The sequence below is a fragment of the Collinsella tanakaei genome, assembly GCF_016902615.1.
GTDB lineage: Bacteria > Actinomycetota > Coriobacteriia > Coriobacteriales > Coriobacteriaceae > Collinsella > Collinsella tanakaei_A.
Genome location: NZ_JACJMB010000019.1, coordinates 1 through 23,217 on the forward strand (window position 1 = coordinate 1; position 23,217 = coordinate 23,217).

Here is a 23,217-nt window from a genome sequence, read left to right on the forward strand (position 1 = left end):
ACCCAGCACGACACAGCCCTCCCTCTCGCCCCCTGTGAGCCGCCCGGCCCGCGGGGGGCTTCGCCATGTACGCAAACGACGTGCCCCGCATCGGCCATAATGGTGGTGCCTGCCAACACAGAGGAGGAACCCATGGACGAGACCCGTCGCGCCGCCCGGCGCACCACCGCCGAAACCGTCATCAAGAACCTGAAGCGCCGCAACATCGAGGGCTACTATTGCGAAACCGCCGACAAGGCCGTGCAGCTCGTGTGCGGCATGATCCCCGCCGGAGACTCCATCACCTGGGGCGGCAGCGTCACCTTCACCGAGTCCGGCATGAAGGCCGCGCTCGAGGCGGGTACCTGGCGCCTGCTGGACCGCTCGTGCGCGACCACGCCCGAAGAGCGTCGCGCGATGTGGCGCGACCGCGCCTCGGCCGACTGGTTCTTCATGAGCACGAACGCGCTCACCGTCGCAGGCGAACTCGTGAACATCGACGGAAACTCCGACCGCCTGGCGCTTCTGCTCCACGGCCCCGAGCACGTCGTCGTGCTCGCCGGCATGAACAAGCTCGTGGCAGACGTCGACGCCGGCTTCAAGCGCATCCGCACGCACGCCTGCCCGCTCAATGCGGCGCGCCTCCACCCGAACACGCCCTGCGAGCTTACGGGCGTCTGCTCCGAGTGCCACGGCGAGCACTCCATGTGCTGCCAGATGGTCGTCACGCGCCACTCGCGCCACCCCGGCCGCATCAAGGTCGTCCTCATCGGCGAGGACCTCGGGTATTAAGATACGAACAGGCGGCGGATGTCCGCGCAAGACGCGCACACGCGAGGCGGCAAGGCCGCACCCGCCGCACACCTTGGCATCACGCCCTCAGAAAGGATGCTCATGAACGATTTCACCTTCTGGTCCCCCACCCGCTTCGTCTTCGGCCGCGGTGTCACCGACCGCGTGGGCGAAGAGCTTGCGAAGCTCGGTTACAAAAACGTCCTGATCGTCTACGGCGGAGGCTCCGTCGTGCGCTGCGGCACGCTCGACCGCGTGAAGGCGTCGCTCGACGCCGCGGGCATCTCCCATGTGGAGCTCGGCGGCGTGCGCCCGAACCCCGAGGTCTCCTCGGTGCGCGCCGGCATCGAGCTCGCGCGCGAGCACGACGTCGACCTCATCCTGCCCGTGGGCGGCGGCTCCACGATGGATGCCGCCAAGGCCATCGCGCTCGGCACCCGCTACGACGGCGACGTGTGGGACTTCTACGCCAAGCGCGCCGTACCGCAAGACCGCATCCCGGTCGCCTGCGTCGTGACGATCCCCGCCTCCGGATCGGAGGCCTCCGACTCCGCCGTCATCAGCAACGACGAGCTGCACCTGAAGAGCGGCTGCAACACCGACCTCAACCGCCCGGTCGCCGCCTTCATGGACCCCGAGCTCACCTTCACGCTGCCGCCCTACCAGACGGCCGCCGGCATCACCGACATGATCTCCCACATCATGGAGCGCTTCTTCTCCGGCGCGCCCGCCGTCCCCGTGACGGACAACATCGCCTGCGGCATGATCCGCGCCGTCATGGACGCCGCCGGCCGCGTGATGGAGGACCCGAACGACTACGACGCGCGCGCGAACATCATGTGGGTCGGCACCCTTGCGCACAACGGCCTCGCGGGCATCGGCCTCAAGACCCCGGGCGCCGGCCGCGACGGCGACTGGTCTTGCCACGGCCTTGAGCACGAGCTCTCCGCCTTCGACACCTCGATCACGCACGGTGCGGGCCTGGCGGTCATCTTCCCCGCATGGATGCGCTACGTGTGGCGCGAGCACCCCGAGCGCTTCCTCGAGTTCGGCGGCCAGGTCTTCGGCATCGAGCCGATCGACCCCGCCATCGACGACCTGTCCGAGATCGACGAGGAGATCACACCCGAGCGCGCCATCGAGGACGCTGTCGAGGCCACCATCGACGAGCTCCAGGACTTCTTCGTCTCGCTCGGCATGCCGCGCACGCTCGGCGAGCTCGGCATCACGGCCGACGACATCGATACGCTGCTTGCGGGCCTGAAGATCAACAAGGGCGAGCGCTTCGGCACGTTCCGCACGCTCACGCTCGACGACGCCCGCGCCATCTACGAGAGCGCCCTGTAGGCGCCGAAACCCGCACCAAGCCTCCCTTTGGCCGCCCGCCAGGCGAAACGAGCCCGGCGGGCGGCCTTTTTTCCCAGCCACCTGCGCTTTTGGGGCACGCGCCGCCGCACCCGAGCCCGCCGGCCCGCCGCGCCCGCTGCATCAACCGTTGCGTGAAGGGTGGCGCTCCCCGCGCGGACGTGAGATTATGCTGGCCCGTACATCACGCACCGCGCATGCGGCGCACCCCGCATGAAGAAAGGCCCACCATGCCGCAACCCCCCATCTCGCGCAGACAGCTCCTCGCAGCGGGAGCCCTCGGCGCGCTCGGCCTGTGCACGAGCGCATGCACGGGCGGCGACGCGGACGCGCCCGTGACCGGGGCAGGCTCAAAGGCGAACGGGACGACGGGCTCCGCCGTCGAGGGCGCACAGACGGGCTCCGCCCCCATCTCCGCTCCCGCGCAGCCGGCTGACGCCGTAAGCCGGCTGCTGTCGACCATGACGCTCGAGCAGAAGGTCGCGCAGCTCTTCATCGTCACCCCCGAGCAGCTCACGGGCGCCGACGTCGCCACCGTCGCCGGCCCCATGACGGCCGAGGCCCTGGCGCGCATCCCCGTGGGCGGCCTGTGCTACTTCGGGAGGAACATCGCGGGCACCCAGCAGCTGCGCGACCTCCTCGCGGGCACGCAGGAGCTCGCGCGCGGCGTCGGGGCGGGCATCGGCGCCTTCCTGTCGGTCGACGAGGAGGGCGGCCCGCTCGTCGCACGGGTGGCGAACTCCGGCTACTTCGACGTCCCGCGCTTCCCCAACATGATCGAGATCGGCGCCACGGGCGACGAGGGGCGCGCCGCCGAGGTCGGTCGCACCATCGGAGGCTACCTGCGCGATATCGGGTTCAACCTCGACTTCGCACCCGATGCCGACGTGCTCACGAACCCCGCGAACCCCGTCATCGGCCCGCGCTCGTTCGGCTCGGACGCACAGGTCGTGGCCCGCATGGTCGCAGCCGAGGCCGCGGCCCTCATGGACGCCGGCGTGGCGCCCTGCGCCAAGCACTTCCCCGGCCATGGCGACACCGCCGGCGACTCGCACACCGGGGGCGTCCTCACCGAGCGGGGCGCCGACGAGATCCGCGCCTGCGAGCTCGAGCCCTTCCGGGCGGCCATCGCCGCGGACATCCCCTTCATCATGGCGGGGCACATCGAGACGCCGAATTTCGCCGCCGACGGCCTGCCGGCGACGCTTTCCCCCTACATGCTGACGGACGTCCTGCGCGGGGAGCTCGGATTTACCGGCGCCATCGTGTCGGACTCGTTCTCCATGGGCGCGATCACGCAGCGCTTCGCCGCAGACGACGCCGCGGTTCAGTTCCTCGTCGCGGGCGGCGACATCGTGCTCATGCCTTCGGACCTCGAGCTCGCCTACCGGGGCGTGCTGGAGGCCGTGGCGACCGGCGTCCTCACCGAGGACCGCATCGACGGGAGCGCCCGCCGCGTGCTCGCCGTGAAGGAGCGCCTAGGGCTCATCGCCTAGCGCCCGGCCGCGCGCACCCGGGCGCACGATGCGCTCGACCAGGTGGGAGACGAGGTCGACCTGGGCCGAAGAGGCGTTCAGGCAGGGCACGTAGACCATGCTCGAGCCGGCGGGCAGCGCCGCCTCGGCGCGCGGACGGAGCTCCGCCTCGACGTCGTAAAGCGTCTCCAGGCAATCGACGGCGAACCCCGGGCACGCGAGGAACAGCCGCCCCGCGCATCCGCGCGCGGCGCCTTGGAGCGCCTCGACCGTAAACGGCCCGCACCAGGTCCGCGCGTCCTCGAAGGGAGACTGGAACGCACAGGTCATGCCACCCTCCTCGATACCGAGCCGCGACGCCACGGCGGCGCACGTCTCCGCAACCTGCTGGGTGTAGGTGTCCCCCGCCTCGATATCGGGCTGCGGGACGGAATGGAACGAGAGCACGAGCCGGTCGCGCCCCGCATCGAACCCGGCGGAGCGCACCGACGCGGCCACGGCGTCAAGGTAGCGCCGCTCGCCGCCGTAGCGCTCGATGAAATCCAGCTGCGGGCGCCACCCCATGTTCGCGAGCGCCGCGTCCGTGCGCGCTCGCACCGCGCCGGTCGTGGAATGGGCGCTCTGAGGGTACATCGGCAGCACGACAAGGCGCTCGCATCCCGCCTCGCGCAGCTCGGCGAGCACGCAGGGCACGCTCGGCTCCCCGTAGGCCATGGCGGCGCGCACCGTGCAGTCGGCGAGATGGCCGCCCCTCCCCCGCAAGCGCCGCTCCACCGCGCGCGCCAGCTCGTGCGAGACCGCGACGAGCGGCGAGCCGTCCGGACGCCAGATGGCCCGGTACTTCCCCGCCGAGGCGACCGCGCGCCGCGGCAGGATGAACGCATGCAGGATGACCCACCAGGGCAGCGCCGGCATGGGCCGGATGCAGGGGTCCATCAGAAACTCCGCGAGATAGCGCCCCACCTCATCGGGTGTCGGCGCGGCAGGCGAGCCGGTGTTCGCGAGCACCACCCCGATGCGCATTCGTCCCACCATGCACCTCCCGGGTTTCGCCTTCAGATCGCTACGGTATGATAGCGCAAAGTTGAGATGAGCGAGCTTGTTGGCATGCTGCGCCCCGCCCTCAGGCGGTCTGCAGCCCGCGCAGCAGCTCGATCTCCCGCGCATACCCGTCGAGCTCGTTGGGTGTCTCCAAGATGAAGGGCAGGTCGCGCAGGGCGGGGTGCGACACGATGCGGGAGAAGACCTCGCTCCCGCCGCCGAGCTCGGGCGAACCCAGGTACCCCGCCCCGATCACCTCGTGACGGTCCTTGTGCGCGCCGCACGGGTTCTTCGAGTCGTTGATGTGCACCGCACGCAGGCGGTCGAGCCCCACCACCCGGTCGAAATGCGCGAGCACGCCGTCGAGGTCGCCGACGATATCGTAGCCGCCGTCGTTCACGTGGCAGGTGTCCAGGCACACGCCCAGGTGCTCCGCGAGATGCGGCGCGCGGGCGGAGACGCCGTCGATGATCGCCGCGAGCTCCTCGAAGCTGCGTCCCACCTCGGTCCCCTTGCCCGCCATGGTCTCGAGCAGCACCGTCGTGCTCATATCCGGAAACATCACCTGGCAAAGCGCGTCGACGATGAGGGCGATGCCCGCCTGCGCCCCCTGCCCCACATGCGCGCCCGGGTGGAAGTTGTAGCAGTTGCCCGGCAGCGCCTCCATGCGCCGCAGGTCGTCGGCCATGGCCTCGAGCGCGAACTCACGGGCGCGCTCCTTGGCCGAGCAGGGGTTGTACGTGTAGGGCGCATGCGCCACGAGCGGCCCGAACGCATGCTCGTCCAGGATGCGCCGAAGCGCCGCGACATCATCGGCATCGAGCTTCCGCACGCTGCCGCCGCGCGGGTTGCGCGTGAAGAAGGCGAACGTGTTCGCGCCGATGGACAGCGCCGTCTCGCCCATGGCGGCGAAACCCTTCGAGCAGGACAGATGGCAGCCGATCGTGAGCATGCGAAACCCTTTCCGTACGGTATCGAGCCTACGTATTGTACCGCGAGGCACACGGGGCGTCCGCGGCGCCCGCACCCCTCGACCTTGCGGGAAACGCGCGCAGGTGCTACACCTGAAGCAAGGGCGCGTGCGCGAGATCCTGCGTCCCGATCATCTCGGGACCCGGCGTCGCGACTCGGCCGGTCCGCTCAGGCCTGCGGGCGATGCCCGCAGGCGGTACGGGCTCACCTCGGCATACCGTCGTACAGGGACAGGGGGCACCATGGCCGCACGTCATCTCGATCTTCCCGACATCAAGACCGGTATCCAGACGGGCATGCTGCTCGGCCCCTGCCGCGCCGTCTTCTGGGCAGTGCTCGCAGTCGGCATCGGCTGCCTGCTGTTCTTCGGTTTCAAGGACGCCGGGACGTATCAGGGCTACGAGGCGGGGTCGCTCCTCAGACCCGAGCGCTATGAAGACACCGAGTGGACCGCCCTGTTCGGAGACCGCTACGGCCTTAAGGCCGACGACCTGAACGCCCAGGTCGCGTCGATGCGTGCCGCGAACCTGCCGGGGGCCGTCGCGGGCGGCGCCATCGCTGTCGCCTGCGCGGCAGCCGCCTATGCGGTCGGCGCGGGCATGGCGAGAACAGCGGGCGTGGTCGCCCGAGCGGTGCAGCTGATGGATGGCGAGCTGCTCGACTACCTCGTCGCCTCCTGCAAGAGGGATCGCCCCGCCTATAGCTACCGCGACGACTGCGCAGGCGGGCCGCCGCTCGAGCTCGGCGAGTACACGGTCCTGCTCGCGGGGCAGCCCTGGGCGGACGGAGGCATCTCGGGCACGCCGGTCGAATCCGAGATGGTCGCCGACATCCGCGGCGATCTGGACGATATCTGGGGCAAGGCTTATCTGCGCGCACTCGGCATGAAGCTCGATTGGAACGGCCACATCATCCCCCTCACCGCGCGGGCGCGCGCAAAGACGCCCACGCACCCGGATGAGATGCCCCATCCGGACACCGAGGCGATACAGGACCACGCGCCGAACGAGACCGCCTCGACGCTGCCGGATGCGGCCGCGTCGCGAGATACGGCAGCCGTCCCCGCAGATGCGCCCCGGGACGCCGTCTTCTGCCCGCAGTGCGGCGCCGAGCTTCCCGCCGCGGCGAGGTTCTGCCGCCGCTGCGGCACGTCGCTCGAGCGGGGCGCGCGGCGCACCGCCTCCCCGCTCGATGCCCAACCGCAGGCGCATGCGCCCGTCCCGCCCGCAACCGCACCGCAGCATGCCGCGTCACCCACCTCGCCCGCCGCCGCGAACGACCGGATGCATCCGGATGCGGCGGCGTCCGGCTCGGTAAGGGCACACACGCCCGCAGTCACCGCGCCCCGCAGGCGGCTCCGGTCGCGCACCGTCGCCATCGCCGCCGGTATCGTCGCCGTCATCGTGCTCGCGGCGTGCGGCGGCATCGCCCTCACCCGTCTCGCGCGCACCGGTGAAAGCACCCAAGATAGCCCCGTCACGGCATCCGAGGGCTCCGGCGAAAACGAACCCGCAACGGTGACGGACGGCGCCGCGACCACGCCCGAGGGCGTAAACGACGAGACCCTCGCCGACGCGGACGCCGAAGGCAGGCGCGACGCCGTCGTCGCGGGCAGCCCGGAGGCGGGCGGCGCGGATATCGCCGGGGTTCCAGACACCTTCCTCAAGGAGGTCTATGTCGACACATGCCCCAAAGATGGGCTCGCACCGAACATGACGTACCGCCTCGCGGCGGACGGCAGCTGGATCTCGATCGGAAACGTCCGCGACGAGCGCGATGCCGCCTGGTACGACCAGACGATATCGGAGATAGCCACGCACCTCGGCGATGCGGCGGACGCGATCGGGAGCGCCCGCACCGACGGCGAGGGCACATGGCATGAAACGACTTGGGACCGGTTCCGCGCAATCTGGCGCGGAGGCAGCGACCCCTCGCTCACCATTCTCGATACCGACCCTCAGGCGCAGGGTCCAGGTGGGCAGGCAGCGCATGGAACCGGCTCCTCGAGGCCCACCCCCGCCTCGACGAGCGATGAGATCGCGGCGTTCGCCGATGCGCTCGGGCCGTACAGCGACGGCTCGACGGGCACCTACGAGAGCATTCCCGACACGCCCATCAAGCAGGTCTGGACCGCCTGCATGCCGCAGGCGCCCATCTCGGGACTCACCTATGCGCTCGGGATGGACGGCTCCTACCTCATGTTCGCAAAGGATTCATCGTACCCGCCGGCCACCTCGCCGGACGATCCGTTCATGACGACGCTCGCGCTGATCGTCGATGCGAGCCTCGGGGGCTACAACCTGCCCGACCGTTTCTTCCAAGACGGCAGCGGCGCCTGGTACGCACAGTCCGACAACGGCTTCACAGCGCTGTACCGCTACGACGCGGAAGCCGGTGCGGCGACGTTCATCCTCATCGAGGCGGACGGACCGGACGCGGGATGACGGCGTTGGGGCCGAAGCGCCTGCTGCCGGGCGGGCGAAAGGGAGGCTGCCGGAAAGAACAGCCGTCCGCACGCGTGATGCGTCCGAGGCGCCCCGAACGTGCGGAATGGGAACGCGGCGCACCGCGCATGCGTTCCCAAAGCGCTCGCTCGCCTGAGCGGTGTGCCGGCGGCAAACGCCCGTCACCGTCTCACACGGCATCCAGGCGGACCCCCTCGAGCGCGAGCAGCGCCCGCTTGCGCTCGACGCCGCCCGCATACCCCGTGATCAACCCGTCTGAACCCACCACGCGGTGGCAGGGCACGATGATCGACACCGGGTTGCGCCCGACCGCGCCCCCGACGGCGCGCGCCGACGCGCGCCCGCCGTATCGCCGCTCGAGTTCCCGCGCGAGCTCGCCGTATGTCGTCGTCCGGCCGAAGGGGATCTTCAAGAGCAGGTCCCAGACGTGCAGTTGGAACCCAGATCCGATCAGGTGGAGCCGCGGCGCCTCGAGCGGGGTCGCCCCGGTGAAGTAGCGGTCGAGCCACGCTCCCGCTTCGTCGAGCGTGCGGGCGGCATCTTCAGCATCCAGCGGCCCGGGCGCGCGATCGTCCAGCCGGCGACGGGGCGACCCGAACTCACCGAAATGCCGCTGGCCTTCGAACCACACCCCGGCAAGCCCCGTCCCATCCGCCGCGAGGACGAGCGACCCCAGTGGGGAATCATAGGTTCGCGCGAGCATGGTCCTCACCGCCCCCTTTTCGATTCGATCGGCTTGGACTTGGGCTTGGACCTGGGCGCCCAATCCCTCATACCGGGAATCGCCCCGCCGGCGATCTCCCACAGATACAGGCTCGCCACGCTGCCATACGGGCTGTAGCGCCGCCGGTACCTCGCGAACAGCTGCGGGGTGATGCGCCGGTGGTGGTAGAGCATGCGCATGCCGCGCTGGATGGCCAGATCGTCATAGGAGAGCACGTCGGGGCGCTCGAGGCAGAACAGCAAGATCATCTCCGCGGTCCAGCGACCGACCCCCCGAAGCGACGCGAGGGCCGAGATCGCCTGCTCGTCGGGCAGCGTCGCGACCGCCTCGAGGTCGAACGCGCCGCCCTCGACGCGCTCGGCGAAATCGATCAGGTAGTCAGCCTTGCGATACGAGATGCCCGCGGACTGCAGCCCGTCGCGGCCGGCGGCGAGCACGTGCGCGGCGTCGACGGTCCCCAGGCGCCCTCTCATGCGCGCCCAGATGGTCGCCAGCGCCTTCGTCGAGATCTGCTGCCCGACGATCTGGTGCGCAACCGAGGAGAACAGGTCGTCGTCGACCTCGCGCCGGACCGGACCGATCGCGTCGATCGCCCAGGCCAGCCGCTCATCGCGCGAGCGCAGGTACGCAAGCTCGGTCTCCCCATAGGCAAAGCAGGCCATCGCCCGACCTCCCCGGCACACGGCGCGACGCATGCGCGTCACCTCGAGACCATTGTCGCATGAAAAGCGCTCGCGCGGCAGCATCCCGCCGCGCGAGCGCGACCCTATCGCGTCCCGCAGGTCGCCTCTGCTGCCCGCGCGCTACATGCGCTCGGCGATCTCCAGCACGAGGCGCTCGGTCTTCTCCCAACCCAGGCACGCATCGGTGATCGACTTGCCGAACACGCCGCCGTCGATGGGCTGGTTGCCGTCCTCCAGATAGCTCTCGACCATGAAGCCGCGCACGAGGCCCGCGATCGCCTCGGAGCGGCGGCACGAGTCGAGCACCTCCTTCATGATGCGGATCTGCTCGAGCGGGCGCTTGCCGGAGTTGTCATGGTTGCAGTCGACGACGACTGCCGGATGCGCGAAGTCGGCCTCGGTGTACTTCGCCGCCAGACGCTCGAGGTACTCGTAGTGGTAGTTGGGGTAATTGAGCCCGTCCTCACCGATGTAGCCGCGCAGGACCGCGTGGGCGAACTTGTTGCCCGTCGTCTCGACCTCCCAGTTGCGGAACAGAAACGTCTGGGGCTGCTGGGCGGCAAAGATGGAATTGAGCATGACGTCGGTCGAGCCGCCCGTGGGATTCTTCATGCCCACCGGCATGGGCACGCCCGAGGCCACAAGGCGGTGCTCCTGGTTCTCGACGGAGCGGGCGCCGACGGCGATGTAGCCCAGAAGGTCGATCAGGTACTGGTAGTTCGACGGGTAGAGCATCTCGTCGGCCGTGAACATGCCGGTCTCCTCCACCACGCGCAGGTGCATGCGGCGGATGGCCTTCACGCCCTCGAGCAGGTTCGGGGCCCCCTCGGGGTCAGGATTATGCAGCAGCCCCTTGTAGCCGGTGCCCTTCGTGCGCGGCTTGTTCGTGTAGACGCGCGGGATGATGAGGAAATGGTCGCGCACGCGGTCGGCGAGCTTGGCCAGGCGCGTGGCGTACTCGAGCACGGAGTCCTCACGGTCGGCCGAGCACGGGCCGATGATGAGCAGCCGACGGGGGTCCTTGCCGGACAGGACGTCCATGACCTGCTTGTCGAAATCCACCTTGCGCTTCTTCATGTCCTCAGACAGCGGCATCTCCTCGCGGATATCCCTCGGAATGGGCAGCAGGCGCTTGAACTGCATGGACATGGATCGGCTCCTCACGGTTTCTCGTTGCATGCGGACAGGTACGGGCGATTATCCATGACGGCCGCGCCGCGCACCACGCCCCTTGACGTCGGATGCGAAAAGTTTACAAAACGGGACGCGCGACCGTGTCCGTTCGGCCGACGTTGCGTTTGTGCGCGCGAGCGGCACCTCTCGTTACCGCCACGTTACCGATGGGTTTCCACGCCACATTCGATATGTTTTTGTATCTCCAGACGGGGTACAACGGGAAGCGTCAATTCGTGCGAATGGGAGGCCACCATGAACGCCAACCAGCAAAAAGCTTCCAACCAGGTTGAGATCCACTCGAACTCCGTGCGCTACGTCGACCCGCAGGGCACCGTCCTCGCCGAGGTCACGTTCCCCGTCGTCGCGGGCAACGTGGTCGATATCAACCATACCTATGTGGACGAATCGCTCCGCGGCCAGGGTATCGCCGGCAAGCTACTCGAAAACGTCGCGCAGGAGCTCGAGGAGACCGGGCGCCGCTGCAAGACGAGCTGCAGCTATGCGCACCTCTGGTTCGAGCGGCACCCCGAGCGCGCGTCGCTCCTCGCCTCGTAAGGCGGCAGAACCGCACACGGCGCGCTCGCGCGCATGCGAAGCAACAGGGCCGCACCACCGGCGTCATAGCGGGTGGTGCGGCCCCGCTTTGCGCATATCCGAAAGCGAACCTTCCGATGCGCCCGACTGCCGCCTGTGGGCAGTCGGGCACTACAGATAGGCGAACAGCAGCAGCACCACAAGGAACGCAAGGTTCCACAGCGTGAACATCACGAGATAGCGGCCCTTGTGCGCGGGCAGCCACAGCGCGAGCTGCTTGTAGGAGATGAGGCTCGCCATCGAGGCGATGAGCGTGCCCAGCCCGCCCAGGTTCGTGCCGACGATCAGGGCGGGGATGTTCGCGGTGAACCCCGACAGCAGGATGGCCGTCGGCACGTTCGAGAGCACCTGGCTCGCCACGACCGACACGATGAGCTCGTGGCCGGAGACGATCTGGGCGATCAGGGTGTCGACCGCCTCGATGCGCCCCATGTTGCCCACGAAGACGAAGAACGCCACGAAGGTGACGAGCAGGCCGAAGTCCACATGCGCAAGGGCGCCGCGGTCGAATATGAGCCCGATGGCGAGCGCCGCAAGCACCGGGACGCCCACCGGCACCGCGTGCGCCACGGCGAGCAGCGCGACCAGGAACACGACGACCCAAGGCACGATGGCGGCGGCCTTGAGCGCCGCGGGCTCGGCGGTAGCGGTCACCGGAGCGCGGCCGCACGAGGCGTCGGCGAGCTTCTCCACACGCGCACGCTTGAGCGCACGGCCCGCCACGACGATCACGAGCGCGAGCAACGCGAGCGCGAGCGCCGCATAGGGTGCCATGAGACCGATGAACGCGCCGAACGACATGCCGGAAGCCGAATACAGGTACAGGTTCTGCGGGTTTCCCACCGGGGTGAGCATGCTGCCGAGATTCGCCGCGATGGTCATCATCACGACGGTGAAGCACGTGAGGCGCGGCGAGCGCAGCGAATCGAGCGCAAGCAGGGCCAACGGCACGAACGTGACGAGCGCGACGTCGTTCGTGATGAGCATGCTCGAGAAGAAGGCGAGCAGGGTGAGCGCCAGGATGAGCGGGCGCGTGCCGCGGATGGTCGCGAGCAGACGGCGGCACGCGACGCGGAACACGCCGGCACGCGAAAGCCCGCTCATGGCCGCCATGAGGCTGAACAGCAACCCGATCGTATGCAGGTCAACGTAGTCGGCGTATCCCGCATCGGGCGGCACCGCCGCGCACGACGCGACCGCCAGCACCGCCGCCACGACGAGTACCGGATCTTTCGCCACAAGCCCCCGAACCGACCCGATCCGCCGCCTGAGTCCCATAGTCGTCCTCCCCCGAAAAACGCCGACATCCTCCCCACCGGCGCACTCCAAACCTTTGCAACAAAAAAGGGCTTCCACCCCACCAAAACGCGCCGAAGGCGCGCTCCTCTCCAATCCCGCGCGAATGAGCGGGCCCCGACACGGGCCGTCGGCCATCGTCCCGCGCACGTTCGCGCAGCACTGTCCGCAGCGCGACCGGGCCTGGGCACATCCTCGTGTGCAAGTTCGCGCAGCGCTGTCCGCCGCGCACGAGGATGCGCCCATGCCCCATTGAGCGCGACTACTTAATGAGCATCGCGTCGCCGAAGCTGAAGAACCGGTAGCGCTCCGAGACCGCCTCGGCATAGGCGTCCATAATCTGGTCGCGGGTCGCAAGCGCTGACACGAGCATCATGAGCGTCGAGCGCGGCACGTGGAAGTTCGTGATGAGCGCGTCGACCACGTGGTAGGTCGAGCCGGGCATGAGGTAGAGGTTCGTCGTCGCATCCGCGCGCGCCGTGATGTCGCCGTGCCCGAGCGTGTCGGCGCCGTCTGCTCGTCCCTCAAAGTAGCGGGCGACCATGGGCGGGCACGCCGCCGGCGCATCCGCATCGAAGGCGCTCTCCAGCGAGCGCACCGCCGTGGTGCCCACCGCGATCACGCGATGGCCCGCGGCCTTCGCCTCATGCACGGCGTCGATGACCTCTGCCGGCACGTGGTAGCGCTCGGTATGCATGACGTGCTGGGTGGGATCGTCCTCCTCCACGAGGCGGAAGGTGTCGATACCCACCTCGAGCTCCACGGCCACGAACTTCGCGCCCTTCTGCTCGATACGCGCCATGAGCTCGGGCGTGAAGTGGAGACCGGCCGTGGGGGCCGCCGCGGAGTGCTCCTCCTTCATGGCGTAGACGGTCTGGTACTTCTCGGGGTCGCCCTGGTAGTCGGTAATGTAGGGGGGCAGCGGCACGTGCCCGGCGGCATGGATCGCCTCGTCGAGCGTGCGCGGAGCACCCTCGGCGTTCTCGCCTGCCGGCGTGAAGCGCACCAGACGGCCGCCGCGACTCTCGGGCACGAAGTCGACGACCTCGCCGGTCAGCACGATAGGCGCCGTCTCGGGCGCATGAGGCCCGCCCGCGCGGTACTCGATGACCGCGCCGGGCTTCAGACGGCGGCCGGGGTTGACCAGGCACTCCCACACGTGCCCCATGGCGTCGATGTCCTCGCGGCGACGCAAAAGCAGCGTCTCGGCGACGCCGCCGGTCTTGGCCTTGCGGCCGATGAGGCGTGCCGGCATGACGCGCGTCTGGTTGATGACGAGCACGTCGCCCGGCTCGATGTAGTCGATGATGTCGCGGAAGATCCTGTGCTCCACGGTGCCGCCGTGCGCCAGCGCGACCTTCCCGTCGCCCTCATGCGCCTCGCCGTGGCGGTCGAGCACGAGCAGCCGGCAGCTGTCGCGCGGCTCGGCAGGGGCTTGAGCGATGAGCTCATCGGGCAGGTTGTAATCGAAATCATCGGTGCGCATGGGCAGGGCCTTCTCCTCGCAGCCGCGCGTGCGCGCGGCAGGTTCTCAAACGCTCCCTATCCTAGCGCACCGGACGCCCCGAGCAGCGCATCTCCCCCATTCTTCATGTCCTCATCGGGGACGGGGCTGCTCACCCCAAAGGCACAGCTGGTCGAGCACCTGCATGAGCGAGGCGCCGAGCTCCGTGAGCGAGTACTCGACCTTGGGCGAGATCTGCAGGTACTCGCGCCGAGCCACCAGCCCATCGCGCTCCAGCTCGCGCAAGTTGGCCGAGAGCGTCTTGTCCGCGATGCCTCCCAGGTATCGGCGCATCTCGTTGAAGCGCACCGGTTCGTACTCCATGAGGCAGTAGAGGATGGCCGCCTTGTGCTTACCCTGGATGAGCGACATGGTGTAGCTGTAGCCGGTATCCCCGTACCGCGCGCCCGCTATGCTCTTCGCCACGACGCCTCCCATCCCCGCTATCGCAGAACGCTTACTAGAAGGTGAGTACCTATATTGAAAGTAGGTACTGTCATTGTTATAGCAGAGCAGGATACTGGGCTGCAAAGGAGAACGCCATTTCGAAAGGAGCGACCATGAAGAAAAGCTTGGGCAATGCAGGCGAGCTCTTCCCGCAGTCGGTATTCATCATCGCGAGCTACAGCGAGGATGGAACGCCCAACGCCATGAACGCGGCCTGGGCCGGCGAATGCAGCCGCCACGAGATCTGCTTCAACATCGGCGACCACCAGACCACCGAGAACATCGTGAAACGGCGCGCCTTCACGGTGGCGCCGGCAACGGTCGCCACCGTGGTCACGGCCGACTACTTCGGCATCGCTACCGGTAGGCGCGTCAACAAAGCCCAGCAAAGCGGCCTCACTTTCACGAAGTCCGAACACGTGGACGCCCCGGTGATCGAGGAGTACCCGCTCACCATGGAATGCGAGGTCACCGCCATCGACGGAGACGAGCACGGTGCGCGCGTCGTGGGCAGGATCGTCAACGTGCTCGTGGACGAGAACATCCTCGACGCGGACGGAAAGGTCGATTTCGACAAGTTCCAGCCGCTCGTGTACGACGCCGCGCACATGACCTACCGTGTGGTAGGCGAGGAGGTCGGCGGCGCCTGGAGTGTCGGCAAGTCGCTCGCATAGGTGCAAGGCGTCAAGCGCGGCTCGCCACCCACTCGAAGAGCTGCGCGGCGAGCCCGGGCGCGCCCATGCGGACAACCAGAAAGAACGTCACGCATGCCGCTTCGTCCTCGATCGGCACGATTGCGCGGCCGGCCGGTAGCTCGCGCTCCATATACGGCGCATCCGTCACGAAGGTGCAGTGCGGCGTCGTGCGCGCGAGCTGAGCGAACACCATGCGGTCATCCTGGTCGATAAAGGTCGCACGCGGAATCGCACGCTCCACAAGGTCGCGCCAGAAGCCGATGTCCGTGAGGATCAGAAACGAATTGCCCGCAAGGTCCGCGAGGCGCACGGACTCGCGCGAGGCGAGCGGGTGGTTGGGCGGCAGCGTGACGGACAGCCGCTCGCGCATAAGCTCGCAGCTCCGCAGAAGCGGATTCGTCGGCATCGTCCGCACGATTCCCAGGTCAAAGCCGCCGTCAAGCACACCGCGCACCACCGCATCCCCTCCCACCGTCTCCGAGACGAGTGTCTCGCGCGGGAATGCCTCCGTCATGAGACCCGTGAGGCGCCAAAGCGGCGCCGGGGCGACCGTGCCCACGCGCAGGGCGCGCGCCCGCCGCGCCGCCGCGAGGACCGCATCGCGCATAAGGCGCTCGTCGCGCAGCAGCTGCCGCGCCCATTCCAGAGCGGCGCGGCCCGCCTCGTTGAGCTCCACATGCCGTCCCGAGCGCGCGAACAGCTCCGTGCCGAGCTCCTCCTCCAGCCGCCTCACCGACCTGCTGAGCGCAGGCTGCGACAGGTGCAGCTCGCGCGCCGCGGCGGACACGGTCCCCGTACGGGCGATGGCGTCGAGCTGGCGCATCTGCTCGAGTTCCATGCTCCTCCCCCCCTCTTCCGCCTCCGAATCTTATGTGCATCACGCATAAGAAGTGCCGATATAGGCATTTTACACCAGCGGTTTTGCCTTCGATACTATGCATGAGGAGACATCCAATCGAAGGAGGAAACCATGCAGTCGCTCACCCTTGCCAACGGACGGGAGATCCCCCAGCTCGGCTACGGCGTCTACACCATGACCTCGGCCGAGGTCGAGAAGCACCTGCCTGAGGCCATCGCCGCCGGCTACACCCACATCGACACGGCCAACGCCTACTTCAACGAGGTCGCCGTGGGCCGCGCCGTCAAGGCGTCCGGCGCGCGCCGCGAGGACCTGTTCATCACCACCAAGCTCTTCCCGCAGAGCTACCCCTACGAGCAGTGCAGCGTCGACATCGACGCCTCGCTCGAGCGCCTGGGCACCGACTACGTGGACCTCATGCTGTTCCACCAGCCCTACGGCGACTACGTCGAGGGCTGGCGCGCCATGGAGGAGGCGGTGGACGCCGGCAAGGCGCGCGCCATCGGCCTCTCCAACTTCCCCGTGCACAAGGTCGAGCAGATTCTCGAGGTCGCGCGCATCAAGCCCTCCGTCATCCAGGTGGAGATCAACCCCTATTGGAACCAGCATGCCCTGAAGAAGGCGCTCGCCGAGCGCGGCCTTGCCGACGCCGTCTTCGAGGGCTGGTACCCGCTCGGCCACGGCGACGAGGCCCTGCTCGCGGAGCCCGTGTTCCGCGAGCTCGCCGAGAAGTACGGCAAGACCCCGGCGCAGGTGGTGCTGCGCTGGCACATCCAGGAGGGCAACGTCGTCTTCCCCACCTCGCGCAACCCCGAGCACATGGCCGAAAACATCGACATCTTCGACTTCGCGCTCACCGAGGACGAGATGGCGCGCATCGACGCGCTGGCGCAGCACTGCTACTACACCGTCCCCGAGGAGGCGCCCGCATTCGTGCTGGCGCGCAACGACTACAGCAAGCAGGCGTAAAGGCACGCCACCAGAACGAACCCTGAAGGAGGGACCATGGAGTACAGGATCCTCAACAACGGCGTGAAGATGCCGATGCTCGGCTTCGGTGTGTACCAGACGCCGCCCGAGGACACCGAGCGCTGCGTAGGCGAGGCGCTCGATGCCGGCTACCGCCTCATCGACACCGCACAGGCCTACGGCAACGAGGCCGGCGTGGGCGCCGCCATCGCCAAGAGCGGCATCCCGCGCGACGAGGTCTTCGTGACCTCGAAGATCTGGGTCTCCAACATGAACTACGAGCGCGCGGCGGCCTCCATAGACAAGAGCCTGCGCGCCCTCGGCACCGACCACATCGACCTCATGCTGCTCCATCAGGCCATGGGCGACTACCCCGGCGCGTGGCGCGCGATGGAGGACGCCTACCGCGCCGGCAAGCTCCGCGCCATCGGCGTCTCCAACTTCTATCCCGAGCGCCTGGTGGACATATGCGCCCTCGCCGAGGTGCCGCCCGCGGTCAACCAGATCGAGACGCACCCCTTCCGCCAGCAGCGCGCGGCGCACGAGACCATGCACGCACTCGATGTGGCGCACGAGGCCTGGGCACCCTTTGCCGAGGGCCAAAACGGCATCTTCCACAACGAGGCGCTCGCCGGCATCGCCGAGAAGCACGGCAAGACCGTCGCGCAGATCGTGCTGCGCGCCCTCATCCAAAACGACGTCATCGTGATCCCCAAAACGGTACGCCGCGAGCGCATGGAGGAGAACATCGACGTCTTCGACTTCGAGCTCGACGGCGACGACCTCGCCACCTTCGCCGAACTCGACGACCCCGCCTTCCCGCCCATCTTCGACCACTTCGACGTGGGCACGGTCCGCTGGATGCTCGAGGAGCTCGTGCGCAACCAGCAGCTTGGCGGCGAGCCGCTGTACTAGCGCACCGGCGCCGCCCATCCGGGCCGCCCACCGGACAGCCTCTGAACTGCGGGGCATGCTCCGAGGTCTGCCCCAAGCGCATCCCCATGGCGGAGTACTTCGACATGTATAACGAGTTCTGCCAGATGCACCACTACACCAACGGCATGGTCTACTACGGAGCTTTCCCCACGGGCACCGGCAAGGCGTCCGAATGCGTGGGCTGCGGCGCGTGCGAGACGGTCTGTCCCCAGCAACTGCCCATCCAGAAGCTGCTGGGGGACGTTGCCCGCGCGTTTGAAACCACAACCCGGTAAGGAATCGGGTCGGCGACCGACGCGCCAGCATGCGAGGCGGCTGTCCGTCGAAAGGCGGTCGAGGCGGCCATCGACCACGGGCCCAATCCCGCGACGTCCCTTCCAAACGAAACGCGTGGCCATCCCCGGCGTCGCGATGCCGCCACCGCGCCAACCGATGTGGGAGCCTCTAGCTCTTCGGCTTCGGGGCCTTCCTCGTGCACACGTAGCGGGGCTTGCCCTGGCTGCGTTTGCCGTACTCGATGGCTTCCATGGGGCAGCGGTTGATGCACGCCATGCAATGGGTGCACGAGCTGCCCCACACCGGGCTGCCGTCTTTCAGCCGGATGTTATCCAGCGGGCACACGCGGGCGCACATGCCGCACGACACGCAGGCGCCCGTCACCCGGAACTTCTTCGCGTGGACGGTCGTCGGGTAGAACAGGTCGTTCACGATGCCGCTGCTCAGGCGGTCCACCAGCGAGGGTTCCTTTTCAGGAAGCGGGCCGCCCGCTTTGATGCGGTCGATCACCCGGTCGATGACGGGCTCCGCAGCGTCGATGATCCGTTCCGCCTCCTCGTGCCCCGGCGTCTGAAAGAGCGCGATGTAGTTCTCCGGCATGACGATCTCCGCGCAGCCCCGGTAGTCCAGCTCCTTTTTCGCACAGAGGCGCTTGAGGTAGGCGCCGGCATTCGCGATGCTCCCACCGCAGGTCATCACGAAGTAGATGCCCTTATCCGCCGTGATGGGCGTGCGCTCCAGCCACGACTCGATGATGCGCGGGATGCGCCAGGCGTACGTCGGCACCACCACGACGAGCGGCCGGGAGACCTCGACGGGCGTGTTGTCGGAGATGCAGATCTTGTCGAACAGGTTCACACATTCGTCGTTCAGCCCCGCGGCGATTCGACGCGCCACGTATTCGCTGTTTCCGGTTGCGGAAAAGTACAGAATCATGATTGCTCCTTTTGGCTGCGTGTCGCGTATTCTACCCACCGCGGCACGCGTCCAACATGAGGCGAACGTCCTGCCCCCTCCGGAGTATCATCGGGCATACGCATTTCGACGAGGCGGTCGCTGCGATCGCACTTGAGCATGCAGGCGCCATCTTGGGGAGGAGCAGGGCCATCATCAAGCAGAACCTCGCCGTTCTTGATGCTTGGATCGCAAGCGAGCCGCACCTCTCCTACGTCAAGCCCGAGGCGGGCACGACCGCCCTCGTGTACTACGACTACGCCATCGATTCGTATGCATTCTGCACCCGCATGATCGAGAAAACGGGCGCCATGGTAACCCCGGGAGATTGCTTCGAAGAGCCTCGAAGCATGCGCATCGGCTACGGCTATTCCGATAACCCCGAAGATCTGAAGAAGGGCCTCGAAGCAATTTCGCGCTATCTGCACACATTGGAGTAAACTACAACATCCGAAGATGGCTGCGGCCCGCGATGCACCTCGTCGTCATACGCATACACAGCGACGTGACGAGAGCCGCCGGATGGGCGCGACGGGTAATGCATGTCGATTCAGCGTAACGGCATACCTGAAAAGAAGCCGAACGGGGCACCCCTTTGTCGATACTGACGAAGGGGTGCCCTGCTTAGATGGCGATCTGTCCGCTATGGCAAAATTGCTTGAATTCCGCCCGTCGCGCGCGTTGCCGTATGGGTGGACCGATGAAATGCCCCAAGAAAAACACTGATCGTCAGGCTTTCGCAGCCTGAAGCCCAGACACTCGACACAGCGACACTGAGCGCAGAATGGCATATTCGGCGTTTTTCGAGAGAACTATCTCAAACTTATTTTGAAGAACAATTAATGCCACTCTAACTGTGCGAGCTTTTGCAATATGCACGCACCCGAATACAATAGCTCGTTGGAAGTGGTATATACCACCGTTCACCCAAATCAAGATGCCATACACCGAATAATAAACTGCTATTTGGGGACAATCACTTCACATTCACAGCGAGCGCCAGCGGCACGGCCGCCGACGAGAAGGGAGCGGTCCGATGTGTACAGGCATCCGCTTCACCGACAAGACAGGCGCAATGTACTTTGGACGTAACCTGGACTGGACGCAGGGTTACGGAGAGAAGGTGGTCGTCACGCCCCCGGCTGCCGAGGTTCCGAGCGCCTTCGAGCGCCCGGACGATCCCAAGCAGGGCCATACCGTGATGGGTATGGGCATTGTCGTGGCGGGCATCCCGCTGTACTTCGACTGCGGCAACGACGCCGGCCTCGCGGTCGCTGGCTTGAATTTCCCCCAGAGCGCCCACTACGCTCCCGATGCCGTGGACGGCACCACCAACGTGGCCGCCTACGAGTTCCCCTTCTGGGTCGCGCGCAACTTCGCATCGCTCGATGAGCTGCGCGAAGCGCTGAAGCGCGTGACCGTGGTCGCCAAGCCCGTCAACGAGCAGCTGCCCGTGGCCAACCTCCACTGGCTCATCGGCGACGCCACCGGCAGCATCGTGGTCGAGTGCATGGCCGATGGCCTGCGCGTCTGGGAAGACGATGTCGACGCGCTCACCAACGAGCCCGATTTCGGCTGGCACCGTCAGAACCTGCGCAACTACCTCATGCTTTCCGATGGCATGCCCGGCGAGTCGACCTGGGACAAGGCCGACCTCAAGCCCTTCGGCTCGGGCGGCGGCGTCCAGGGGCTGCCGGGCGATTACGGCGGACCGGCGCGTTTCGTGCGCGCGGCGTTCGTGAACGCGCACTACCCCGTCCAGGAGGGCGAGGCCGCCAACGTGACCCGTCTGTTCCGTACGCTCGGTGCCGCGGCGGTGCCCGAGGGCGTCGCCAAGATGGGTAATGGCGCCTATGAGAAGACCCTCTACACCAGCTGCTTCTCCGCCCAGTCGATGACCTACTACCACGCGACCTACGACGATCCGACCATCCACGCGTACCCGCTCGCAAACTGCGACCTCAGCGGTACGGCTCCGTTCATCGCCACCGCAGCTTAATCGAACCCGCATCAACCGAATCCATCCGTCAAACCCCGGACCCTACCGCCCGGGGGAAGGGAGTGCATATGTCAAGCACGACCCCTGTCTCATCATCTACCGGCAAGACCGCCGCAACAGCGGCTCCGGCCAAGACGCCGGCCGGTGCACAGGAGGTATTCCTCGTGCTGCCCATCGTCATCCTCGTCCTCGCCCAGATGGGCACCACCGGCGACAACGGCGCGCTGTCGCTCGCCGCGTCGGCGCTCACGAAGGTCCTCGGGGCGACCACCTCCGACATCCAGCTCGCCAACATGATCTACCCGCTGGTCGGAGGCTCGTTCATGATCGCAGGCGGCCTCGCCGGCACGCTGATCGGCTGGCGCAACACCTTCCGCATCGGCGCTGCGCTCGCGGCCGCCGGCGAGGTTCTGTGCGCCCTCTCCCCCAGCATGACCATCTTCATCTGGGGTGGCCGCGTGCTCGTCGGCCTGGGCGCGAGCTTCCTCGTGCCGTCCCTGCTCGGCATCATTCCGTTTATCTACCACGGCACCAACCGCACCGTCGCCTTCGGCTGCATCGGCGCGGCATCCGGCCTGTCCGCCGTACTGCCGCTCGCGCTGGGCGTCGTCATGCAGGTAGCGGGCATGCGTGTCACCTTCCTGGTGCTCGCCGTCTACTTCCTCGGCGTGCTCGCGCTGTCAATCGGCATCCCCAAGCTCGACCAGCCGAAGGAAAAGTCCCACTTCGACGCCATCGGCGTCGCCCTTGCCGCGACCGGGTTCTTCCTGGTGCTTATCGGCCTTTCGAGCATCTCCTCCTGGGGTCTCATCAAGCCGATGCGCACCGCGCCGTTCACCCTGTTCGGCATCTCGCCGGCCATTCCGTTCATCGTGCTGGGCATCCTGGTCCTCATCGCGCTCGTGATCGTCGAGGGTCGCTTGGAGAAGCGCTACAGCCTGGTCGTGCTTCCGCGCTCGTTCATCACCACGCCGCAGGTGCTCGCGGGTCTGTGCGCCAACGCGATCATGTTCTTCTTCATGGGAGCGCAATCGATTCTTATGTCCCCCTACCTTCAGCTTGTTGCTGACTGGACGCCTATCGAGGTCGGCACCATCTCCATCGCGACCGGCGTGCCCACCTTCGCGCTCGCGCTCGGCATCCCCAAGCTCTTCCCGAAGGCCAACCCGCGCCACGTAATCCAGCTGGGGTACATCGCCATGGCGGTGGCGCTGGGCATCATGGCCTTCTCGGTGACCCTGGACGGCGCGAACCGCATCGGTGTCTACCTCGGTGCGTTCATGGCTGGCGTCGGCGCCGGCACCGTCTCGTCCCATGCGAGCAACGTCGTCGCCCTCGCGGTGAACGACCGCGACGCATCACAGTCCGGCGGCATCCAGAGCACCATGCGCAACGTCGGCCAGGCGATGGGCGTCGCCCTGCTCGGCGCGATCTTGATCTTCGGCATCAGCTCCACGCTGAGCACCGAGATGGCCTCCGACTCCTCGATCTCGCACGATGTCGCCGAGCAGGTCTCCGAGCTCACCATCAACCTCGGCAGCAACACTGCCTTCGAGGATGAGATTGCCAACATCAAGATGAGCACCGACGAGCGCAACACGCTGGTCAATCTGGAAGCCAAGGCACGTTTCGACTCGACGCGCATCGCCTACGCCGTGGGCGCCGTCATCGTGCTGCTGGGCCTGCTCACCACCCCGGCGATCAAGACGCTCCACAAGGACGACACGGCACCCGCCTCGAAGTCGGGCAGCGCCGCGGCCGCCCCGAAGAGCAAGAGCTGACAACGCGTGGGGCCGTCCCCTTTTTCCGCCTGGCGGCCCCACCCCCCCATGCCCCCGGAAGGCCTGCGGGATGCGCCATACCCACGCCATCAGCCATCTCTCCCGCACGTCTTCCGGGCGGCCCTCGACGACGGCGCGGCCCGTGCCTCGCGCCGTCGCCACTCCCTGCGCGCCGCCTCCGGTCTCTCGCCGGCGGCGGCGCGCTGTTTTGAGCCCCTTGATGATGAGGGCGCCC

General features: G+C 67.4%; 22 protein-coding genes. 12 read left to right on the forward strand and 10 right to left on the reverse strand.

The annotated features are described in order from the left end of the window. Positions 1 to 132 precede the first annotated feature (132 nt). The 3 genes from H6A21_RS07190 to H6A21_RS07200 all read left to right on the forward strand — a co-directional run bounded on the left by H6A21_RS07190 (position 133) and on the right by H6A21_RS07200 (position 3,632). Positions 133 to 771: a lactate utilization protein gene (locus H6A21_RS07190; protein ID WP_204561973.1), complete on the forward strand. Its 639-nt coding sequence runs from the start codon at positions 133 to 135 to the stop codon at positions 769 to 771. 102 nt (positions 772 to 873) lie between these two features. Then, complete coding sequence (locus H6A21_RS07195; RefSeq protein ID WP_204561976.1) at positions 874 to 2,118, forward strand: iron-containing alcohol dehydrogenase; 1,245 nt, start codon at positions 874 to 876, stop codon at positions 2,116 to 2,118. 248 nt (positions 2,119 to 2,366) lie between these two features. Further along, entirely contained in the window at positions 2,367 to 3,632 is a 1,266-nt protein-coding gene (locus H6A21_RS07200; RefSeq protein WP_204561979.1) for a glycoside hydrolase family 3 protein, read from the forward strand. On the opposite strand, the gene hemH is transcribed toward H6A21_RS07200, so the two are convergent. Together hemH and H6A21_RS07210 are read right to left on the reverse strand one after the other, a co-directional pair. After that, complete coding sequence (gene hemH, locus H6A21_RS07205) at positions 3,615 to 4,646, reverse strand: ferrochelatase (protein ID WP_204561982.1); 1,032 nt, start codon at positions 4,644 to 4,646, stop codon at positions 3,615 to 3,617. The genes H6A21_RS07200 and hemH overlap by 18 nt on opposite strands. An 88-nt stretch (positions 4,647 to 4,734) precedes the next feature. Beyond that, entirely contained in the window at positions 4,735 to 5,604 is an 870-nt protein-coding gene (locus tag H6A21_RS07210; RefSeq protein ID WP_204561990.1) for a deoxyribonuclease IV, read from the reverse strand. 262 nt (positions 5,605 to 5,866) lie between these two features. Between H6A21_RS07210 and H6A21_RS07215 the strand changes: the two genes are divergently transcribed. After that, entirely contained in the window at positions 5,867 to 8,068 is a 2,202-nt protein-coding gene (locus H6A21_RS07215; protein ID WP_204561992.1) for a zinc-ribbon domain-containing protein, read from the forward strand. 190 nt (positions 8,069 to 8,258) lie between these two features. On the opposite strand, the gene H6A21_RS07220 is transcribed toward H6A21_RS07215, so the two are convergent. The 3 genes from H6A21_RS07220 to H6A21_RS07230 all read right to left on the reverse strand — a co-directional run bounded on the left by H6A21_RS07220 (position 8,259) and on the right by H6A21_RS07230 (position 10,645). Further along, complete coding sequence (locus H6A21_RS07220) at positions 8,259 to 8,792, reverse strand: methylated-DNA--[protein]-cysteine S-methyltransferase (protein ID WP_204561995.1); 534 nt, start codon at positions 8,790 to 8,792, stop codon at positions 8,259 to 8,261. 5 nt (positions 8,793 to 8,797) lie between these two features. Beyond that, positions 8,798 to 9,475 (reverse strand): DNA-3-methyladenine glycosylase family protein, encoded by a 678-nt coding sequence (locus H6A21_RS07225; protein WP_204561998.1) that lies wholly within the window; start codon positions 9,473 to 9,475, stop codon positions 8,798 to 8,800. 141 nt (positions 9,476 to 9,616) lie between these two features. Continuing rightward, the gene (locus H6A21_RS07230) at positions 9,617 to 10,645 is read right to left on the reverse strand and encodes a 3-deoxy-7-phosphoheptulonate synthase (protein WP_204562001.1); all 1,029 of its coding nucleotides are present in this window, start codon (positions 10,643 to 10,645) and stop codon (positions 9,617 to 9,619) included. A gap of 279 nt (positions 10,646 to 10,924) precedes the next feature. On the opposite strand from H6A21_RS07230, the gene H6A21_RS07235 reads away from it, so the two are divergent. After that, a complete protein-coding gene (locus H6A21_RS07235; protein ID WP_204562004.1) occupies positions 10,925 to 11,227 on the forward strand; it encodes a GNAT family N-acetyltransferase in 303 nt (100 codons plus the stop codon). Positions 11,228 to 11,377: 150 nt separating this feature from the next. Here the strand turns inward: H6A21_RS07235 and H6A21_RS07240 are convergent, their stop codons facing one another. From H6A21_RS07240 to H6A21_RS07250, 3 genes are all read right to left on the reverse strand, one after another. Further along, entirely contained in the window at positions 11,378 to 12,544 is a 1,167-nt protein-coding gene (locus H6A21_RS07240) for an SLC13 family permease (RefSeq protein WP_204562007.1), read from the reverse strand. A 280-nt stretch (positions 12,545 to 12,824) separates the two neighbouring features. Further along, complete coding sequence (queA, locus tag H6A21_RS07245; RefSeq protein ID WP_204562010.1) at positions 12,825 to 14,048, reverse strand: tRNA preQ1(34) S-adenosylmethionine ribosyltransferase-isomerase QueA; 1,224 nt, start codon at positions 14,046 to 14,048, stop codon at positions 12,825 to 12,827. Between the two features lie 111 nt (positions 14,049 to 14,159). Beyond that, the gene (locus H6A21_RS07250; protein ID WP_342636079.1) at positions 14,160 to 14,492 is read right to left on the reverse strand and encodes a helix-turn-helix domain-containing protein; all 333 of its coding nucleotides are present in this window, start codon (positions 14,490 to 14,492) and stop codon (positions 14,160 to 14,162) included. Between the two features lie 134 nt (positions 14,493 to 14,626). On the opposite strand from H6A21_RS07250, the gene H6A21_RS07255 reads away from it, so the two are divergent. After that, the gene (locus tag H6A21_RS07255; RefSeq protein ID WP_204562013.1) at positions 14,627 to 15,187 is read left to right on the forward strand and encodes a flavin reductase family protein; all 561 of its coding nucleotides are present in this window, start codon (positions 14,627 to 14,629) and stop codon (positions 15,185 to 15,187) included. Positions 15,188 to 15,197: 10 nt separating this feature from the next. Here the strand turns inward: H6A21_RS07255 and H6A21_RS07260 are convergent, their stop codons facing one another. After that, positions 15,198 to 16,046: a LysR family transcriptional regulator gene (locus tag H6A21_RS07260; RefSeq protein WP_204562016.1), complete on the reverse strand. Its 849-nt coding sequence runs from the start codon at positions 16,044 to 16,046 to the stop codon at positions 15,198 to 15,200. Between the two features lie 132 nt (positions 16,047 to 16,178). Here H6A21_RS07260 and H6A21_RS07265 point away from each other — a divergent pair, with 132 nt between their 5' ends. From H6A21_RS07265 to H6A21_RS07275, 3 genes are read left to right on the forward strand one after another with little or no spacing between them, the layout of a single operon-like run. Beyond that, entirely contained in the window at positions 16,179 to 17,036 is an 858-nt protein-coding gene (locus H6A21_RS07265; RefSeq protein WP_204562019.1) for an aldo/keto reductase, read from the forward strand. Positions 17,037 to 17,072: 36 nt separating this feature from the next. Beyond that, a complete protein-coding gene (locus H6A21_RS07270) occupies positions 17,073 to 17,951 on the forward strand; it encodes an aldo/keto reductase (protein ID WP_204562022.1) in 879 nt (292 codons plus the stop codon). 41 nt (positions 17,952 to 17,992) lie between these two features. After that, complete coding sequence (locus H6A21_RS07275; RefSeq protein WP_275052492.1) at positions 17,993 to 18,247, forward strand: 4Fe-4S dicluster domain-containing protein; 255 nt, start codon at positions 17,993 to 17,995, stop codon at positions 18,245 to 18,247. Positions 18,248 to 18,416: 169 nt separating this feature from the next. On the opposite strand, the gene H6A21_RS07280 is transcribed toward H6A21_RS07275, so the two are convergent. Further along, on the reverse strand, positions 18,417 to 19,184 hold the full coding sequence (locus H6A21_RS07280; RefSeq protein WP_204562025.1) for an EFR1 family ferrodoxin: 768 nt from the start codon (positions 19,182 to 19,184) through the stop codon (positions 18,417 to 18,419). Between the two features lie 152 nt (positions 19,185 to 19,336). On the opposite strand from H6A21_RS07280, the gene H6A21_RS07285 reads away from it, so the two are divergent. From H6A21_RS07285 to H6A21_RS07295, 3 genes are all read left to right on the forward strand, one after another. Beyond that, on the forward strand, positions 19,337 to 19,642 hold the full coding sequence (locus tag H6A21_RS07285; protein WP_204562028.1) for a hypothetical protein: 306 nt from the start codon (positions 19,337 to 19,339) through the stop codon (positions 19,640 to 19,642). 596 nt (positions 19,643 to 20,238) lie between these two features. After that, positions 20,239 to 21,201 (forward strand): choloylglycine hydrolase, encoded by a 963-nt coding sequence (bsh, locus tag H6A21_RS07290; RefSeq protein WP_204562042.1) that lies wholly within the window; start codon positions 20,239 to 20,241, stop codon positions 21,199 to 21,201. Between the two features lie 68 nt (positions 21,202 to 21,269). Continuing rightward, positions 21,270 to 22,982 carry an MFS transporter gene (locus H6A21_RS07295; protein WP_239462726.1) on the forward strand — a complete coding sequence of 571 codons (1,713 nt, stop codon included), beginning with the start codon at positions 21,270 to 21,272 and terminating at the stop codon, positions 22,980 to 22,982. Positions 22,983 to 23,217: the final 235 nt, after the last annotated feature.